The organism is Streptomyces poriticola (genome assembly GCF_036689765.1).
Classification (GTDB): Bacteria; Actinomycetota; Actinomycetes; order Streptomycetales; family Streptomycetaceae; genus Streptomyces; species Streptomyces poriticola.
Genome location: NZ_JBAGKH010000019.1, coordinates 33,869 through 51,406, shown reverse-complemented (window position 1 = coordinate 51,406; position 17,538 = coordinate 33,869). Strand labels below are relative to the sequence as shown.

The 17,538-nt window shown below is 73.2% G+C and carries 15 protein-coding genes; 9 read left to right on the top strand and 6 right to left on the bottom strand.

What is annotated here, in order from left to right:
- The first annotated feature begins 54 nt into the window (after positions 1-54).
- The gene (locus V5O46_RS21790) at positions 55-1,782 is read left to right on the top strand and encodes a BCCT family transporter (protein WP_332886334.1); all 1,728 of its coding nucleotides are present in this window, start codon (positions 55-57) and stop codon (positions 1,780-1,782) included.
- Between the two features lie 19 nt (positions 1,783-1,801).
- On the opposite strand, the gene V5O46_RS21785 is transcribed toward V5O46_RS21790, so the two are convergent.
- Positions 1,802-2,755 (bottom strand): FAD-dependent oxidoreductase, encoded by a 954-nt coding sequence (locus tag V5O46_RS21785; RefSeq protein WP_332886333.1) that lies wholly within the window; start codon positions 2,753-2,755, stop codon positions 1,802-1,804.
- 66 nt (positions 2,756-2,821) lie between these two features.
- Between V5O46_RS21785 and V5O46_RS21780 the strand changes: the two genes are divergently transcribed.
- Complete coding sequence (locus V5O46_RS21780) at positions 2,822-3,847, top strand: oxidoreductase (RefSeq protein ID WP_332886332.1); 1,026 nt, start codon at positions 2,822-2,824, stop codon at positions 3,845-3,847.
- 288 nt (positions 3,848-4,135) lie between these two features.
- On the opposite strand, the gene V5O46_RS21775 is transcribed toward V5O46_RS21780, so the two are convergent.
- Both V5O46_RS21775 and V5O46_RS21770 read right to left on the bottom strand, forming a co-directional pair.
- The gene (locus V5O46_RS21775; protein ID WP_332886331.1) at positions 4,136-6,517 is read right to left on the bottom strand and encodes a Tex family protein; all 2,382 of its coding nucleotides are present in this window, start codon (positions 6,515-6,517) and stop codon (positions 4,136-4,138) included.
- Positions 6,518-6,602: 85 nt separating this feature from the next.
- Entirely contained in the window at positions 6,603-7,472 is an 870-nt protein-coding gene (locus tag V5O46_RS21770) for an SCO6745 family protein (RefSeq protein ID WP_332886330.1), read from the bottom strand.
- Between the two features lie 111 nt (positions 7,473-7,583).
- Between V5O46_RS21770 and V5O46_RS21765 the strand changes: the two genes are divergently transcribed.
- Complete coding sequence (locus tag V5O46_RS21765) at positions 7,584-8,543, top strand: GlxA family transcriptional regulator (RefSeq protein WP_332886329.1); 960 nt, start codon at positions 7,584-7,586, stop codon at positions 8,541-8,543.
- Positions 8,544-8,614: 71 nt separating this feature from the next.
- Positions 8,615-9,250 carry a DJ-1/PfpI family protein gene (locus V5O46_RS21760; RefSeq protein WP_332886328.1) on the top strand — a complete coding sequence of 212 codons (636 nt, stop codon included), beginning with the start codon at positions 8,615-8,617 and terminating at the stop codon, positions 9,248-9,250.
- On the opposite strand, the gene V5O46_RS21755 is transcribed toward V5O46_RS21760, so the two are convergent.
- Complete coding sequence (locus tag V5O46_RS21755; RefSeq protein ID WP_332886327.1) at positions 9,237-10,001, bottom strand: enoyl-CoA hydratase/isomerase family protein; 765 nt, start codon at positions 9,999-10,001, stop codon at positions 9,237-9,239. The genes V5O46_RS21760 and V5O46_RS21755 overlap by 14 nt on opposite strands.
- Before the next feature lie 171 nt (positions 10,002-10,172).
- On the opposite strand from V5O46_RS21755, the gene V5O46_RS21750 reads away from it, so the two are divergent.
- Together V5O46_RS21750 and V5O46_RS21745 are read left to right on the top strand one after the other, a co-directional pair.
- Positions 10,173-10,814 (top strand): HdeD family acid-resistance protein, encoded by a 642-nt coding sequence (locus V5O46_RS21750; protein ID WP_332886326.1) that lies wholly within the window; start codon positions 10,173-10,175, stop codon positions 10,812-10,814.
- Between the two features lie 139 nt (positions 10,815-10,953).
- Positions 10,954-11,499, top strand: coding sequence for an ATP-binding protein (locus tag V5O46_RS21745; protein WP_332886325.1), 546 nt, complete (start codon positions 10,954-10,956; stop codon positions 11,497-11,499).
- Positions 11,500-11,526: 27 nt separating this feature from the next.
- On the opposite strand, the gene idi is transcribed toward V5O46_RS21745, so the two are convergent.
- Both idi and V5O46_RS21735 read right to left on the bottom strand, forming a co-directional pair.
- Positions 11,527-12,120, bottom strand: coding sequence for an isopentenyl-diphosphate Delta-isomerase (gene idi / locus V5O46_RS21740; protein ID WP_332886324.1), 594 nt, complete (start codon positions 12,118-12,120; stop codon positions 11,527-11,529).
- 339 nt (positions 12,121-12,459) lie between these two features.
- Positions 12,460-13,398: a cation diffusion facilitator family transporter gene (locus V5O46_RS21735; protein ID WP_332886323.1), complete on the bottom strand. Its 939-nt coding sequence runs from the start codon at positions 13,396-13,398 to the stop codon at positions 12,460-12,462.
- Between the two features lie 511 nt (positions 13,399-13,909).
- Here V5O46_RS21735 and V5O46_RS21730 point away from each other — a divergent pair.
- The 3 genes from V5O46_RS21730 to V5O46_RS21720 are packed head-to-tail and all read left to right on the top strand — an operon-like array spanning position 13,910 to position 17,531.
- Complete coding sequence (locus tag V5O46_RS21730; RefSeq protein ID WP_332886322.1) at positions 13,910-15,733, top strand: DUF5941 domain-containing protein; 1,824 nt, start codon at positions 13,910-13,912, stop codon at positions 15,731-15,733.
- Entirely contained in the window at positions 15,730-16,482 is a 753-nt protein-coding gene (locus V5O46_RS21725) for a phosphocholine cytidylyltransferase family protein (protein WP_332886321.1), read from the top strand. The genes V5O46_RS21730 and V5O46_RS21725 overlap by 4 nt, the downstream gene beginning before the upstream one ends.
- Positions 16,470-17,531, top strand: a complete 1,062-nt coding sequence (locus V5O46_RS21720) for an iron-containing alcohol dehydrogenase family protein (protein WP_332886320.1) — start codon at positions 16,470-16,472, stop codon at positions 17,529-17,531. The genes V5O46_RS21725 and V5O46_RS21720 overlap by 13 nt, the downstream gene beginning before the upstream one ends.
- Positions 17,532-17,538: the final 7 nt, after the last annotated feature.

Here is a 17,538-nt window from a genome sequence, read left to right as displayed (position 1 = left end):
AGGGCGTAGCGAGCAACATCGTCCGCTTCATCGACCCGGTGAAAGGTGCCGCCCGTGACGCACGAGCGACCAAGCGACAGAGAGCATCACGACAGAGGTTCGCTGCCCGGCTCGGAAGCCGGGCTGCCAGGGCAGGAGAGGCGCCCACGCACCGACGGGGTCGTGTTCGGCGTCACGGCGGTGCTCACCCTGGCCTTCGTGGTCTGGGGCGCCGTCGCCACCGATTCGCTGCAGGACGCCTCCAGCAGCATGCTCAGCGGTCTCATCCACAACGGTGGCTGGGCGTTCATGCTCGCGGCCTCGGCCTTCGTCGTCTTCGCGCTGTGGCTCGCCGCCAGCCGCTACGGCCGGATCCACCTCGGGGCCGAGGGCGAGCAGCCCGAGTTCCGCACGGTGTCCTGGGTCGCGATGATGTTCAGCGCCGGCATGGGCATCGGCCTGATGTTCTACGGCGTCAGCGAGCCGCTGTCGCACTATCTGACGCCCCCGCCCGGCACCGACCCGGCCGACTCCGGCGCACGCATGGAGACGGCCATGGCCACCACCCTGTTCCACTGGACGCTCCACCCGTGGGCGATCTACGCGGTGGTCGGTCTCGCCATCGCCTACAGCACCTTCCGCAGACGCCGCCGCCAGACCATGAGCGCCGTCTTCACCCCGCTGATCGGCGAACGGCACGCGAACGGCATCGGCGGGCGGGTGATCGACATGCTCGCCATCGTGGCGACGGTGTTCGGCTCCGCCGCCTCGCTCGGTCTCGGCGCCCTCCAGATCGGCTCCGGCGTCCAGGAGCTGGACTGGATGGACGAGGTGAGCACCGGGCTGCTCGTCGCCATCATCGCGGTGCTGACGGGGGCGTTCGTCGCGTCGGCCGTCTCCGGGGTGGAGCGCGGCATCCAGTGGCTGTCCAACATCAACATGGTGCTGGCCCTGGTGCTCGCCCTGTTCGTGTTCGTGGCGGGGCCCACCGTCATCGTGCTGGACCTGCTGCCCACCTCCGTCTTCTCCTACATCGGTGAGCTGCCCGGGCTGGCGGGCCGCACCGAGGCCTCCGGCGGGGAAGGCGTCGCGGACTGGCTGAGCGGCTGGACGGTCTTCTACTGGGCGTGGTGGATCTCCTGGACGCCGTTCGTCGGCATGTTCATCGCCCGCATCAGCCGGGGGCGGACGATCCGTCAGTTCATCGGCGGAGTCATCCTGGTCCCCAGCACCGTCAGCCTGATCTGGTTCGCCGTCTTCGGCGGCTCGGCGATGCGGTTGCAGGAGCAGCAGCGGCTCGGCGACGAGACCACACCCGAGGGCCAGCTCTTCGCCGTGCTGCGGGAGTTCCCCGTCGTCACCGTCACCAGCCTGCTGGTGATGATTCTCGTCGCGATCTTCTTCGTCTCCGGCGCCGACGCGGCCTCGATCGTGATGGGCACCCTCTCCCAGAAGGGCGCGCTCGAACCCGGCCGCTGGGTGGTCGTGTTCTGGGGCGTCGCCACCGGAGCGGTGGCCGCGATCATGCTCCTGGTCGGCAGCGGTCAGGGCGATGCCCTGACGGGCCTGCAGAACCTGACCATTCTCGCGGCCGCGCCGTTCGTCGTCGTGATGGTCCTGATGTGTGTCGCCCTCATGCGCGATCTGCGCCGGGACCCGCTCATCGTGCGTGACGCCATGGGCTCCGAGGCCGTCGACCTGGCCGTGGTCGAGGGCCACAAGCGCTACGACGGCGAGTTCGAGATCCGGATCGGGCCAGGCCCCGGCACGGAGGTCGAGGGCGACCCGATCGGCAAGTACTGACCGGTTCCCGCGGGCGCCGTCACCGGCGGGCGAGCCGCGCGGCCTGCCGCGCACAGCCCCAGGCTACGGTCACCCCCGCTCCGCCGTGACCGTAGTTGTGGACCAGCAGCCGCCCGTCCGGCAGCGGTTCGGCCTCCAGCCGCACCGCGGGCCGGGCGGGCCGCAGGCCCACCCGGTGCTCCAGCACCCGCGCCCCGGCGATCTGCGGGCGCAGCGCCGCGCACCGGCGCACGATCGCCTCGGCCACCGCCGGATCCGGCTCCGCGGACCAGTCGTCCTCCTGCGCCGTGCCGCCCAGCACCAGCCGCCCCGGCTGCGGGAAGCAGTACGCCATCCCCCCGGAGGCGGCGTCCGTGGACACCAGCCAGCCGCGCACACCGGGGTTCTCCACGATCACCAGCTGCCCGCGCACCGGACGCACCGACGGATCCGGTACCAGGGCCCGGGCGCCCAGCCCCGTGCAGTTCACCACCACGGGAGCAGGCACCTCCCGCAGATCGCCCACCTCGCGCGTCTCCACCGTGCCGCCCGCGGTCGTCAGGCGGTCCCGCAGCCACGGCAGATGCACCGCCATGTCGATGAGCGGCAGCCGTGCCCATACCCCCGCACCGAGGTACTCGCCGGCGGTCGACGCGCGCAGCCCCGGCAGCCGGGCCGCCGCCCATCCGGCGACATCCTCGACCCGGGTCCCGCCCAGCACCCCCTCGGCCATGCGCACCCCGGTCACCTCCGGCCGCGCTGCCAGCTCCTCGTACACCCCGAGCGAGTCCAGCGCCCAGGTGCGGGCCTGCGTGACCGGTCTGATCCGGTACGGCCACCACAGTGCACCGGCGACCGCCGAGGTGGTCCGCTCCACCGGCTCCCGCGTCCACAGCCGCACCCGCCGCCCGCGCTCGGCGAGCAGCACGGCCGTGGTCAGCCCGATCACCCCGCCGCCGACCACGACGACGGCGCCATCCTGTTCGACCGTCACACCCGGACGGTAGCGGAATGCCGCATGCCGTGCGCAGACCGCTTCCGGTCCGGGGATACTCACCGCATGGCTGCCGAGTACGCGACCTTCGGTCTGGCACCGGCGATGCGGGCCGGGGGAGTCCTGGCCGGCGGCGACTTCCAGGTGCACCGCGACTTCGTGGACTTCATCGTCGACGGGCGCCCGCTGCTGTTCCGGCTCAGCGACCTCGACGCCGTCTCCCCGCTCGCCTCCGACATCCCGCCCGCCATCTTCACCCAGCAGGTGCGTGCCCTGCTCCTCGAGGCCGAGGCACCGCTGCCCGGCGGGCGCTACGTCATCTACGGCTGCCCGGAGTGCGCGGACCTGGCCTGCGGCGCCGTGACCGCCGTGATCCGGCGGGACGGCGACGACGTCGTCTGGCAGGACTTCGCCTGGCAGACCGGCGACCGCGCCGACCTGGAGCTCAACGGCTACCACGGGATAGGCCCGTTCCGCTTCTCCGGCGCCGAGTACCGCGCGGCCCTCGCCGCCCTGCTGGACGGCGCCGACACCGCCGGGCCGCGCAGCCGCATCCTGCTGATCGGCGCCCGTGCCGCGGTCCTGGCGAGGCTGGCCGCCGCGCTGCGCACCATCGGCATCGGCGCCGACATCACCCGTGACGCCGCCCACGTCCCCGCCGAGGAACTGCGCGCCTACGCCGCCGTCGCCTTCGGGCGCGCGGTCCCCGAGGCCGAACGCACCGCCGTGCGCGCCGCCTTCGAGCGCGCCGGGCTCGACGTGGCCTACGTCGACGGACTCGCCCCGATCGTTCCGCTGCTGGTCGCCCAGATCGAACACGCCCTGGACCGGGTCCCGGTGGAACGGCGCAGGCTCACCCGGCTGTCCGTCGCCGACGGCGCCGCGCGGATCGAGGTCACCTCACCCTGCCGGGTCCGGCTCACCGCGTACCGGCTCGACCGGCTGTACCGCACCCACACCCGCGAGCTCTTCGACGGCCTGCTCGGACCGGGCGAACACCGCATCCCCCTCGACCCCAGGGCGACCAGGGGCGAGTCCTACCTGGTGGCCCGAGCCTCCACCAGCGTCCTGGCAACACCCGTGCCCGGGTAACCGCCCCGCATCGCGGGCGGCGAATGTTCCTCGGCCGAGGGGTGGCCGCGACCCTGCCGGCTGCGGGGTGGGCGATGCCGCTACGCCGGTCGCGGGGCGGCGGCCGACGCCACCCGCCGCGGGCCGCCGTGCCTGAACGGCCTGGGGTGACCCCGGAGTGGCACGGGCGGGTGCTGAGGGCACCCGCCTCTGGGGAGGCGCCCCCCGCAACGCCGGACCACGCAGCGCCGCGGCCTCGGCCACCACGCCGGGCACCCCGGGAACAACGGGCACCCGGCGCACCGACCCCTACGCCAGCCCGGCCCGCCGCAAGGCGTCCGCCATCGCCCCGTTGGCGGGCGGCGCCTGCCGGGACTTCCCCCCGGACCGCCCCTGACCCTGCCGTCCTTGCCGCTGCTGCCGCTGCTGCGGCGGCCGTCCCCCGCGGTCCCGCTGCCGCTCCGCCTGCGGCGCGGCCTCGTCGTCCAGCCGCAGCGTCAGCGAGATCCGCTTCCGCGGGATGTCGACGTCCAGCACCTTCACCTTCACGATGTCCCCGGGCTTGGCCACGTCCCGCGGGTCCTTCACGAACGTCTTCGACATCGCGGAGACATGGACGAGCCCGTCCTGGTGCACACCCACGTCCACGAACGCCCCGAAGGCCGCCACGTTGGTCACCACGCCCTCCAGGACCATCCCGGCGGACAGGTCGGAGATCTTCTCCACGCCCTCCTTGAAGGTGGCCGTCCGGAAGGCGGGCCGCGGGTCGCGCCCCGGCTTCTCCAGCTCCCTGAGGATGTCGCCGACCGTCGGCAGACCGAATGTGTCGTCCACGAACTCGGCCGGCCTCAGCGACCGCAGTACCGAGGTGTTGCCGATCAGCGCGGCCACCTCCTGCCCGGCCGTCTTCACCATCCGGCGCACCACCGGATAGGCCTCCGGGTGCACGCTGGAGGCGTCCAGCGGGTCGTCGCCGCCGCGGATCCGGAGGAAGCCCGCGCACTGCTCGTACGCCTTCGGGCCCAGCCGCGACACCTTCTTCAGCTCGGTCCGCGACCGGAACGGGCCGTTGGTGTCGCGGTGCGCCACGATGTTCTCCGCGAGCGAGGAGGTGATGCCGGAGACGCGGGCCAGCAGCGGTGCCGACGCCGTGTTGACGTCCACGCCCACGCCGTTCACACAGTCCTCGACGACCGCGTCCAGCGAGCGCGACAGCTTCACCTCGGACAGGTCGTGCTGGTACTGGCCGACGCCGATCGACTTCGGGTCGATCTTCACCAGCTCGGCCAGCGGGTCCTGCAGCCGGCGCGCGATGGAGACCGCGCCGCGCAGCGACACGTCCATGTCCGGCAGCTCCTGCGAGGCGAAGGCGGAGGCCGAGTACACGGAAGCGCCTGCCTCGGAGACCGTCACCTTGGTGAGCTTCAGCTCCGGATGACGGGTGATGAGCTCACCGGCGAGCTTGTCGGTCTCCCGGGACGCCGTGCCGTTGCCGATGGCGATCAGGTCGACCGCGTGCCGCTCGGCCAGCCGGGCCAGCCTGGCGATCGCCTCGTCCCACTTGTTGGCGGGCACATGCGGGTGGACGACGTCGGTGGCGACCACCTTGCCGGTGGCGTCGACGACGGCCACCTTCACACCCGTACGGAAGCCCGGGTCGAGGCCGAGCGTCGCGCGCGTGCCCGCCGGGGCGGCCAGCAGCAGATCGCGCAGGTTCGCCGCGAAGACGTTCACGGCCTCGTCCTCGGCGGCGGTGCGCAGCCGCAGCCGCAGGTCGATGCCGAGATGGACGAGGATGCGGGTGCGCCAGGCCCAGCGCACCGTGTCCGCCAGCCACTTGTCGGCCGGGCGGCCACGGTCGGCGATCCCGAACCGGCTTGCGACGATCCCCTCGTACGACGACGGCCCGTCCGCCGCCTCCTCCGGCTCCAGGGCCAGGTCGAGGACGTCCTCCTTCTCGCCGCGCAGCATCGCCAGAACGCGGTGCGAGGGCAGCTCCGTGAACGGCTCGGCGAAGTCGAAGTAGTCGGCGAACTTGGCGCCCGCCTCCTCCTTGCCCTCCTTCACCTTCGAGGCGAGCCGGCCGCGCACCCACATCCGCTCGCGCAACTCGCCGATCAGGTCGGCGTCCTCCGAGAACCGCTCGGTGAGGATCGCCCGCGCGCCGTCGAGCGCGGCCTGCGGATCGTCGACGCCCTTGCCGGCATCGACGAACGCCGCCGCGGCGGCCAGCGGCTCCGCGGCCGGGTCGCCGAGCAGGCCCTCGGCCAGCGGCTCCAGCCCCGCCTCGCGCGCGATCTGCGCCTTCGTCCGCCGCTTGGGCTTGTACGGCAGGTAGACGTCCTCCAGCCGCGCCTTGGTCTCGGCGCCGCGGATCCGCGCCTCCAGCTCCTCGGTGAGCTTGCCCTGCTCGCGCACCGACTCCAGGATCGCGGTCCGCCGCTCCTCCAGCTCCCGCAGATAGCGCAGCCGCTCCTCGATCGTGCGCAGCTGCGCGTCGTCGAGCATCTCGGTCGCTTCCTTGCGGTAGCGGGCGATGAAGGGCACCGTCGAACCGCCGTCGAGCAGTTCCACCGCGGCCTTCACCTGCCGCTCCCGTACGCCGAGCTCCTCGGCGATCCTGCCTTCGATGGACCCGGCTCGGGCAGAGCCGATGGATCCCTTGGACCCGATGGACCCGGGTGTCGTCACGATCCCGTACCGCCTTCTGGTGAGGTTGCGCGGCAATTGTGGCAGGTCGCACCGACAGCCGGGGATCAGGGCGGCCCCGGGCGGTTCAGCGTTTGCCGACCAGGTCCGCGGGGAAGGCGCCGCCGGCGGCCGCGCTGCGCGCGAACGCGGAGCCCAGCTCCGTCAGCCGGGCGACGCCCTGCTCGCCCAGGTGGTCGTAGGGGGCCGTGTCCAGCCGGTCCGTCTCCCGCTCGATCTCCTCGCGCAGCGCGGCACCCGCCTCGGTCAGCTCGCCGTCGCCGTCGAGCAGCCCGCGGTCCCGCAGCCGGACGGCCGCCGCCTCCCAGTCCTCGCGGGACCAGCCGCGGGTGCCGCAGGCCCATCGCGGAGTCATGCCCCTGCCGGTCGCGGTGTGGCTCACCACCGCCTCCAGACCGTCCAGACCGGCGGCCGTCAGCACGGCGAGATGCCCGTCGCCCCGGTGCTCCCGCAGCAGCGTCGCGGCATGCCAGTACGCCAGGTGCGGCTCCTCGGGCACCGGGAGGTCGGCGTGCGCGGCGTACAGCGGCCGGGCGCTGCGGGAGCAGGCCTCGGCGGCGCGCAGCGCCAGCCGCGCGGCCTCGGCCATCTCCGCCGACTCCAGCGTCTCCTCGCCCAGCAGGCGGCGCAGGGTCGCGTCGACGGCACGGACGCGGGCGGCCAGCGCCTTCTCCGGCGAGGCGGTCTCCCACACGGCCGGCAGATGCCGCGCCACGAGGTCGTACTTGTAGCTGTAGAACGTCGCCGTGACCGTGCCGGGACCGACCGGGCCCAGCGCGGCGGCGCGGGCGGCGAAGTTGACGGCGCGCGGGTGGGTCACGCCGAGGGCACCCATCTCCCGGCCCAGGTCCGGCGAGAAGTAGTGCGTCGAGTGCAGCGAGTTGAGCGCGTTGTGGCAGCGGCGCGCGGGGCGCCGGTCCATGGCGGCAGTCGTCATGCCGCGCAGGTTACCAACCGCTCAGTACGTCAACCAGGGGCGTGACGGATGGCAGAAAAGGTGGGGAACTCGTCATTGCAGACGCGAGCGAGCCGTCGAACAATCGAAGGCATGCCGCAGCGAACCGTTCTCGTCGTGCTCTTCGACGCCCTGCAGAGCCTGGACGTCTCGGGCCCCGTGGAGGTCTTCGCGGGTGCCGACGCGCACACCCCGGGCAGCTATGTGATCCGGACCGCCTCGCTCGACGGCGCCCCCGTGCGCACCTCCAGCGGACTGGCCCTGGTGCCGGACCACGCGCTGGACGACGCGCCGGAGGCGGACACCCTGCTGGTCCCGGGCGGCCGGGGCACCCGTAGCCCCGACCCGCGGCTGGTCGACTGGCTGCGCGCGCACGCACCGCACGCCCGCCGGCTGGTCTCCGTCTGCACCGGCGCCGTCCTGCTCGCCGAGGCCGGCCTGCTCGACGGCCGCCGCGCCACCACGCACTGGGACCACTGCGGCACGCTGGCCCGCAACCACCCGGCCGTCGACGTCGACCCCGACCCGATCTACGTCCGGGACGGGCACGTCGCCACCTCCGCGGGCGTCACCTCCGGCATCGACCTCGCCCTCGCCCTGGTCGAGGAGGACCTGGGCCGGGACGCCGCCCTGACGGTCGCCCGCCATCTGGTGGTCTTCCTGCGCCGCCCCGGCAACCAGGCCCAGTTCAGCGCCCAGCTCGCCGCCCAGACCGCCTCCCGCGCACCGCTGCGCGACGTACAGCAGTGGATCAGCGAGCACCCCGGCGCCGACCTGGCCGTGGAGGCCCTCGCCGCCCGCGCCGGACTCTCCCCGCGCCACTTCGCCCGCGCCTTCCGGGCGGAGACCGGCACCACCCCCGGCCGGTACGTCGACCGGGTCCGCCTCGAACACGCCCGCCGTCTCCTCGAGGACACCGGCGCCGGCGTCGAGGAGATCTCCCGGGCCAGTGGCTACGGCACCTCCGAGGCCATGCGCCGCGCCTTCGTCAAGGCCCTGGGCACCGCCCCGGCCGAGTACCGCCGCCGCTTCCGCCCCGCCACCGTCCACTGAGCCCGCACGGCCGGCCCGCCACACCGCACCGCGCCAGGACCGGCCCGCCACCCTGCTCCGAGAGGAAACCCGTGCAGATCGCCATAGTTCTCTACGACCGCTTCACCGCCCTCGACGCCGTGGGCCCCTACGAGACCCTCGGCCGCCTCCGGGACTCGCAGACCGTCTTCGTCGCCGAGCGGCCCGGCCCGGTCCGCACCGACACCGGGAACCTCGCCCTCACCGCCGACAGGTCCCTCGCCGATGTGCCGCACCCCGACATCGTCGTCGTTCCCGGCGGTCCCGGCGAGCGCGCACAGCTGGACAACGAGACCCTCCTGGACTGGCTGCGCACCGCCGACGCCGACAGCACCTGGACCACCTCCGTGTGCACCGGCTCCCTGCTGCTGGCCGCCGCCGGGCTGCTCACCGGCCGCCGCGCCACCTCGCACTGGCTGGCGCTGGACGCCCTGAAGGGGTTCGGCGCGGAACCGACCGGCGAACGGGTCGTCACCGACGGCAAGTACGTCACCGCCGCCGGGGTCTCCTCCGGTATCGACATGGGGCTCACCCTGCTCGGCCGGATCGCCGGCGACGAGCACGCCCAGGCCGTGCAGCTGCTGACCGAGTACGACCCGCAGCCGCCCTACGACGCCGGCTCCCCGCAGAAGGCGCCCGCCCATCTCGTCGAGCGGTTCCGTGACGGGAGCCGGTTCACCCCGGCGTAGCCGCCCCCGGCCCGTTCCAGGTGAAGCGCGGCGGCCGGCCTTCCAGGAACGCGGCGGCACCCTCCGCGGTGTCGCCGCTGCCGCGCGCCTGGGCGGCCCAGTACGCGTCCCGGTCGGTACGGCCGGCCGCGAACTCCTTCGCCGCGGCCTGCGTCAGCTGCGAGCGGGATACCAGGATCCGGGTGAACTCCGCGACCCGCTCGTCCAGCCCGCCGGCCGGCAGCACCTCGTCGACCAGCCCCGTGCGCAGCGCCCGGCCCGCGTCGATCAACTCGCCGGAGAACAGCAGGTACTTGGCGGTGGCCGGCCCCACCAGCGACACCAGCCGCCGGGTGGCCGACGCCGGATAGACCACCCCCAGCTTCGCCGGTGTCACCCCGAACAGCGCACCCTCCTCGGCGAACCGCAGATCGCAGGCCGCCGCCAGCTGAGCCCCGCCGCCCACGCAGTGCCCGCGCACCGCCGCCAGCGTCGGTCCGGGGAACGCGGCGAGCGCCTCCTCGGCGGCGACGGCCAGCCGCTGGGCCTCCTCCGCAGAACCCCGCAGCGCGGAGATGTCGGCCCCGGCGCAGAAGGTCCCGCCCTCGCCGGTGAGCACCAGCGCCCGCACCGCCGGATCGGCCGCCAGGGCGTCGACAAGCCCCGGCAGGGCACTCCACATCCCGGCGGTCATGGCGTTGCGCTTGGCCGGGTGCCGGACGACGACGGTGGCCACCGAACCGGTGACGTGGTGCAGCAGCTGGGGCTCCATGCGCCGGATGCTATCCGCCGGGCCGGGGACGTGATCAACAGCGTCCGCATCCCGGGAGGTGAGAGTCACCACACGGTGGGCAAAAGGAACGGTAGGGACAGTAAGGAACGGTAGGGACAGCGAGGACTGCCGGGTTGCACGGGGGGAGGGGGGAGGACGCAGGAGGTGCTCATGACCACGTCCGCCAAGGCGCACGGCGGCGCCGCGCAGCTCAACCGGGGCTTCGGCCGGCTCGTCGCCCTCGGGGTGCTCCTGGTGATCGCCGGATGCGTCGGCCTGGTCTACGCCGGGTTCGCCACGCTGACCTCGATGCTGCTGTTCGGCTGGCTGCTGCTGATCGGCGGCGTCGTGGGGCTGCTGCACGCGATCCAGTCACGGGGCACCAGCTTCTTCTGGCTCGGCGTCATCGTCGCCGCACTGAACGTCGCCGCGGGCGTGGTGATCATCAACAAACCGGACGAGGCCGCCGCCGCGCTGACCATGTTCGCCGCGCTGCTGTTCCTCACCGCCGGGCTGTTCCGGCTGGTCGGCAGCGTCGTCGTGCGCGGCCCCCAGTTCGGCTGGACGATGCTGCTCGGCGCGTTCGACCTGCTTCTCGGCGTCCTCGTGCTGGGCTCCTGGCCGAGCAGCAGCCAGTACGTCATCGGTACGTTCTTCTCGCTCGCACTGCTCTTCGACGGCCTGGGACTGATCGCCACCGGTTTCGGCGGGCGCCGCATCGTCGGGATGGTCTCCGACCGGCTCGTTGCCGAGGAGCCCGGCCGCGGCGAGGGGACGGAGGGACCGCCCGGCAAACCCGTACAACCCGACTAGTTCGCCGAGGATGCCCAACCGGGACAGGATCAGTCCCACAACTGACCGTGTCATACGCCGACGATCAGAAGCGCTCGATACTCGCTGACTTGTGTTCAGGTATCCGGTGCGGAGCGATGCGTTACCAACACTCAGGGGTGTGGTGACAATCGAGCGCGAGGGTGGCGACCGGACGATGGACAACCACGGGCGCGGGCCCGGCCCACGCCCCCAGGACCCCCGGGCGTCCTATGGTGCGGCAGGGCCCGGACAGACGCTGCCGTACGAGGGCGTGTGGCGGTTCTCCGCCCCCGCCGTCGACGCCTCGGTCCCGCAGGCGCGGCACGCCGTGCGGGACCTCCTGGTACGCCAGGGCGTACCCGTCTCCGACGATGTGACGCAGGGCCTGCTGCTGATCGTCTCCGAACTGGTCACGAACGCCGTCCGGCACGCCGCGGTGCTCTCGCCGGTGCTCGCCGTGGAGCTCGCCGTCGGCCCCGAGTGGGTCCGCGTCTCGGTGGAGGACGACCACCCCTACCGGCCGACCGCCCTGGAGGCCGACCACGGGCGGACCGGCGGCCGGGGACTGCTGCTGGTGCGGGAGATCACCCGGGAGTCCGGCGGGGCGTGCGACGTCGTCCACACCTCCGGCGGCGGCAAGGTGATCTGGGCCGCCCTGCCGCTCAAGCACACCCGGCTGTCGTAGCACCGCTACCGTCGCGAGGCGGCCCGCTCACCAGCCCGCGGACGGGCCCGTCAGCTCCCTGACGGCGGGACGGGCGGCGTCCAGCACCGTCATGAACCACGCGGAGAACGCGTCCTTCGCATGCCGCTCCGCCAGCTCGGCCGCCGTCACGAAGGCGGTCTCGGCGATCTCCTCGGGATCGGGCCGCAGCGCCGCCTGGACCATGCCGACGAACAGGTGGTTGTACTCCTGCTCCACCAGGCCCGACGCCGGGTCCGGGTGGTTGTAGCGCACGGTGCCCGCCTCGGCGAGCAGCGAGGGCGAGACCCCCAGCTCCTCGTACGTCCGCCGGGCCGCCGCCGCGAAGGGGGCCTCCCCGGGATAGGGGTGACCGCAGCAGGTGTTGGACCACACACCGGGGGAGTGGTACTTGCCCAGCGCCCGCTGCTGGAGCAGCAGCCGGCCGCGCTCGTCGAACAGGAACACCGAGAACGCCCGGTGCAGCTGCCCCGGCGGCTGGTGCGCGGCGAGCTTCTCCGCGGTGCCGATCGTCGCGCCGCCCTCGTCGACCAGTTCCAGCAAAATCGCGTCTGCGGTGCCGTTCGACGAACTGTGCGTCGCGGTGGCAGGTGTGATCGGCATACCCATCCTTCGCATCGGTCCTCGCGCCCCAAGTGTGCCGTACCCGTCCGGCGCTCCCGGCGCTTCCCGGTGCGCCCGCATGTCCCGCGCGTGACGGCGCGGACCGCGGGCGCCACCGGCGGGAGACCGGGGAAGGGCCCGAAGGGTGATCATTCCCGCGCTCGAGGCCGGGAACCGCCGGAAAGCGGCGGCCCCGCAGCCGGTACACCGCCTCCCGGGTGGCGGACGGCTGCGTCCCCCGGCGCGTCGCCTCCGGTGCGCGCCCCCTCGGCGGTCACAGTCCCCTCCGCCGTCACGGATTCGTCGACCGTCGCACCGCCGTGGCGTTCCGCGTCCCGGTCAGTGGCACAGCCGCGCCTCGTGCTCCGCATGCCCGCCCGGCTCCAGCTGGAAGGTGCAGTGCTCGACGTCGAAGTGGTCCCCCAGACAGCCCTGGAGCTCGTGCAGCATCCTCTCGTGCCCGATCGCCGTCAGTACGTCGGACCGCACCACCACATGCGCGGAGAGCACCGGCATGCCGGACGTGATCGTCCAGGCGTGCAGGTCGTGGACGTCCTCCACACCGTCCAGCGCCAGTATGTGCGCCCGGACCTCGGCCATGTCGACGCCCTTGGGCGCCGCCTCCAGCAGCACATCGAGGGTCTCGCGCAGCAGCCGCACCGTACGTGGCACGATCATCAGTCCGATGGCGATCGAGGCGATCGGGTCGGCGGCCTGCCAGCCCGTGCCCAGGATCACCAGTGCCGACACGATGACCGCCACCGAGCCCAGCGCGTCCGCCGCCACCTCCAGGAACGCGCCCCGCACGTTCAGGCTCTCCTGCTGGCCGCGCATCAGCAGCGCCAGCGACACCGAGTTCGCGGCCAGGCCGATCACACCGAAGACGACGGTCAGCCCGCCCTCCGTGGCGGCGGGTGTGACGAACCGCTGGATCGCCTCGTACAGCACGTACCCGCCGACGCCGAGCAGCAGCAGCGAGTTGGCGAGCGCGGCGAGGATCTCGGCGCGCGCGTAGCCGAAGGTGCGCCGCTCGCTCGGCGGCCGGTTCGCGAAGTGGATCGCCAGCAGGGCCATGCCCAGGCCCACCGCGTCCGTCGCCATGTGTGCCGCGTCGGCGATCAGTGCCAGCGAGTCGGCGAGCACACCCCCGACGATCTCCACGACCATCACGCTCAGCGTGATCGCCAGCGCCACCCGCAGCCTGCCGCGGTACGCGGCGGTCGCCGTACCTCCGGCGGGTGCGCCGTGCGCATGCCCGTGGTCGTGCCCAGCCCCCATGAAAGCCGCCTCCCAGTGGTCCGTCGGGGTCCGTCCGGATCACAGTGAACTACGGGTGGGGGGTATCCGGCAACGCGGCACTGAACACCGTTGTCATCTGCTCTGACCTGCGCAAACGGCGCGCAGGTCAGGCCGTCGCGAGCGTTCTGGCGGCGGTGTGGATCACGCCGTCGGACGCACCCGCCCGGGCCCCGCCGACGGCCCCGGCGGCACGGAGTCCCGGCGGCACGGAGCCCCGGCGGCACGGAGCCCCGGCTCGCGGGCCGCCGTCCGTGACGCGTCGGCGGTCCGTTCCGGACCCGCGGTTTGTCGGCCGGGCCCCGCATCCGGGATGATGATCGCGGCAAAGGCGGGCCCACACCGCGTCGTCCGGCCGTCGAACGGGCGGTGAACACGGAGTTCCGGTCGTCCGATAACCTCTGCCGACATGCCGCCCGGGAGCCGCAGGCGCGGGCGTCCCACCATGCACAGGCCCCGGCGCGAGCCGCCGGTCCCAGGGAGTGAGATTCGGTTGCCGACCGCCATCCTCACCGGTCCGCCGGTGCCCGGTTCGTCGATCGAGGGCGATCTGCGGTCCCTCGGCTTCGACGTGGTGCCCGCGGCCGACGCCGCCGATGCCCGGACCCTGCTGGCCGCTGCCCCCGAGGGAGAGCGGGTCGCCGTTGTCGACGCCCGGTTCGTCGGCCATCTGCACGCCCTGCGCCTGGGCCTCACCGACCCCCGGTTCCCGCTCGCCGCGGTCCCCGGCGCGGTGACCGCCCAGCCGGCCGGCCGCCAGGCCCTGGCGCGCGCGCTGGCCGGCGAGAGCACCACCGCCGGCGGGACCACACTCCTCGGCGGTCTCGCCGACCGCATCGCCGCCGCCCTCGACGCCGACGGCACCGAGGTGCACCGGCCCGAGCTGGGCAGCCTCGCCGCCGCGGTCCCGGCGGACCCGCAGGCCCGCAACGAGGCGCGGCAGGCCGTCGCCACCGTCGACGAGGAGGCCGTCCGGCTGCAGTCGGCGGTGAAGTCCCGCGACGGTTTCTTCACCACCTTCTGCATCAGCCCCTACTCCCGCTACCTCGCCCGCTGGTGCGCCCGCCGCGGACTGACCCCCAACCAGGTCACCACCGCGTCCCTGGTCACCGCCCTCATAGCGGCGGGCTGCGCGGCCACCGGCACCCGCGGCGGCTTCGTCGCAGCCGGGCTGCTGCTGATCCTCTCCTTCGTGCTGGACTGCACCGACGGCCAGCTCGCCCGCTACTCCCTGCAGTACTCCACCCTCGGCGCCTGGCTCGACGCCACCTTCGACCGTGCCAAGGAGTACGCCTACTACGCCGGGCTCGCCCTCGGCGCGGCCCGCGGCGGCGACGACGTATGGGCCCTCGCCCTCGGCGCGATGATCCTGCAGACCTGCCGGCACGTGGTGGACTTCTCCTTCAACGAGGCGAACTCCGGCGACACGGACGCGACCGGCATCACCAGCCCCGCCGCCGCCCTCTCCGACCGGCTCGACAGCGTCGGCTGGACGGTCTGGCTGCGCCGCATGATCATCCTGCCGATCGGCGAACGCTGGGCGATGATCGCCGTCCTCACCGCGCTCACGACGCCGCGGATCACCTTCTACGCGCTGCTCATCGGATGCGCCTTCGCGGCGGCCTACACCACCGCCGGCCGCGTCCTGCGCTCCGTGCACCGCACGGTGCGGCGTACCGGCCGGGGCGCGCAGGCCCTGGCCGACCTCGCGGACTCCGGTCCGCTCGCCGAGGCCCTCGCCGGAAGGCTGCGCAGGCTGACCGCCCGGCCGCCGCTCGGGTCGCGGGCCGCCCTGGCGCTGACCGGCGCCGTGCCGCTGCTCGCCGCCGCGGGCGTCACCTCGTACGGCAGCGCGCTCCCCGCCGCCATGGCCGCGCTCTACGTCCTGACCTCGGCAGCCGCCGTCGCCCAGCCGCTCACCGGCGCCCTCGACTGGCTGGTGCCACCGCTCTTCCGGGCCGCCGAGTACGGCACCGTACTGCTGCTCGCTGCGAAAGCAGAGGTGAACGGAGCGCTTCCGGCAGCTTTCGGACTGGTGGCGGCCGTCGCCTACCATCACTACGACACGGTCTACCGCATCCGCGGCAACGCGGGCGCGCCCCCGCACCGGCTGGTGCGGGCGACCGGGGGGCACGAAGGCCGCACACTGCTGGTCGCCGTGCTGGCGACGCTGCTCACCGGCGCACAGTTCACGCTCGCGCTCACGGCGCTCGCCGTGGCCGTGGCTCTGGTGGTGCTCGCCGAGAGCATCCGCTTCTGGGTGGCCGCCCACAAGGGCGGCGCGCCCGCCGTACACGACGAAGGAGAACCCGCATGATCGGCCTCGTGCTGGCGGCCGGCGCCGGCCGGCGTCTGCGCCCCTACACCGACACCCTGCCCAAGGCGCTGGTGCCGGTGGGGCCCGCGGGCATAGACGACGGACCGACCGTCCTCGACCTGACCCTCGGCAACTTCGCCGAGGTGGGGCTGACCGAGGCCGCGATCATCGTCGGCTACCGCAAGGAGGCCGTGTACGAGCGGAAGGAGGCCCTGGAGAAGAAGTACGGCCTCAAGCTCACGCTGATCGACAACGACAAGGCCGAGGAGTGGAACAACGCCTACTCCCTGTGGTGCGGCCGGGACGCCCTCAAGGACGGCGTGATCCTCGCCAACGGCGACACCGTGCACCCGGTGTCGGTCGAGAGGACCCTGCTGGCCGCCCGCGGCGACGGCAAGAAGATCATCCTTGCGCTGGACACGGTCAAGGACCTCGCCGACGAGGAGATGAAGGTCGTCGCCGACCCCGAGCGGGGCATGACGAAGATCACCAAGCTGATGGACCCCGCCGAGGCCACCGGTGAGTACATCGGCGTCACCCTCATCGAGGGCGAGGCCGCCACCGAGCTGGGCGACGCGCTGCGCACCGTCTGGGAGACCGACCCGCAGCAGTTCTACGAGCACGGCTACCAGGAGCTGGTCAACCGCGGCTTCCGGATCGACGTGGCGCCGATCGGCGACGTCAAGTGGGTCGAGATCGACAACCACGACGACCTCGCCAAGGGACGGGAGATCGCATGCCTGTACTGACCAGGCTCATCCCTTCCCCCGTCGTCCTCGACATCCGCCCCGGAGCCCTCGACGACCTCGGCTGCGTCCTCGCCGACGAGCGGATCTCGCACTCCGGCCGGCTCGCCGTCGCCGTCAGCGGCGGCTCCGGCGCCCGGCTCCGTGAGCGGGTCGCCCCGTCGCTGCCCGGTGCCACCTGGTACGAGGTCGGCGGCGGCACCCTGGACGACGCGATCCGGCTCGCGGGCGACATGAAGAGCGGCCACTTCGACGCGGTCGTCGGGCTCGGCGGCGGCAAGATCATCGACTGCGCCAAGTTCGCCGCGGCACGGGTCGGCCTCCCGCTCGTCGCGGTGCCCACCAACCTGGCCCACGACGGACTGTGCTCGCCGGTCGCCACCCTGGACAACGACGCGGGCCGCGGCTCCTACGGCGTGCCCAACCCGATCGCGGTCGTCATCGACCTCGACATCATCCGTGAGGCACCGGTCCGCTTCGTCCGGGCCGGGATCGGCGACGCGGTCTCCAACGTCTCCGCCATCGCCGACTGGGAGCTGGCCAACCGGGTCACCGGCGAGAAGATCGACGGTCTCGCCGCCGCCATGGCCCGCCAGGCCGGCGAGGCCGTGCTGCGCCACCCGGGCGGCATCGGCGACAACGACTTCCTCCAGGTGCTGGCCGAGGCCCTGGTGCTCAGCGGCATCGCGATGTCCGTCTCCGGTGACTCCCGGCCCTCCTCCGGGGCCTGCCACGAGATCAACCACGCCTTCGACCTGCTGTACCCGCAGCGGGCGGCGGCCCACGGCGAGCAGTGCGGCCTGGGCGCGTGCTTCGCGATGTACCTGCGCGGAGCACACGAGGAGTCGGCGTACATGGCCGGGGTGCTGCGCCGGCACGGACTGCCGGTGCTCCCCGAGGAGATCGGCTTCACCCCCGACGAGTTCGTCCGGGCCGTGGAGTTCGCCCCGGAGACCCGGCCCGGCCGGTACACGATCCTCGAGCACCTCGCCCTGAAGACCGAACAGATCAAGGACATCTACGCCGACTATGTCAAGGCCATCGGTAGCTGAACTACGT

Bases quoted from the DNA above. Each gene is read 5' to 3' on its own strand.
- V5O46_RS21780 (WP_332886332.1), top strand. From the start codon at position 2,822: ATGGCTGCCGAGTACGCGACCTTCGGTCTGGCACCGGCGATGCGGGCC.
- V5O46_RS21770 (WP_332886330.1), bottom strand. From the start codon at position 7,472: ATGACGACTGCCGCCATGGACCGGCGCCCCGCGCGCCGCTGCCACAAC.
- V5O46_RS21765 (WP_332886329.1), top strand. From the start codon at position 7,584: ATGCCGCAGCGAACCGTTCTCGTCGTGCTCTTCGACGCCCTGCAGAGC.
- V5O46_RS21755 (WP_332886327.1), bottom strand. From the start codon at position 10,001: ATGGAGCCCCAGCTGCTGCACCACGTCACCGGTTCGGTGGCCACCGTC.
- V5O46_RS21750 (WP_332886326.1), top strand. From the start codon at position 10,173: ATGACCACGTCCGCCAAGGCGCACGGCGGCGCCGCGCAGCTCAACCGG.
- idi (WP_332886324.1), bottom strand. From the start codon at position 12,120: ATGCCGATCACACCTGCCACCGCGACGCACAGTTCGTCGAACGGCACC.
- V5O46_RS21735 (WP_332886323.1), bottom strand. From the start codon at position 13,398: ATGGGGGCTGGGCACGACCACGGGCATGCGCACGGCGCACCCGCCGGA.
- V5O46_RS21725 (WP_332886321.1), top strand. From the start codon at position 15,730: ATGATCGGCCTCGTGCTGGCGGCCGGCGCCGGCCGGCGTCTGCGCCCC.
- V5O46_RS21720 (WP_332886320.1), top strand. From the start codon at position 16,470: ATGCCTGTACTGACCAGGCTCATCCCTTCCCCCGTCGTCCTCGACATC.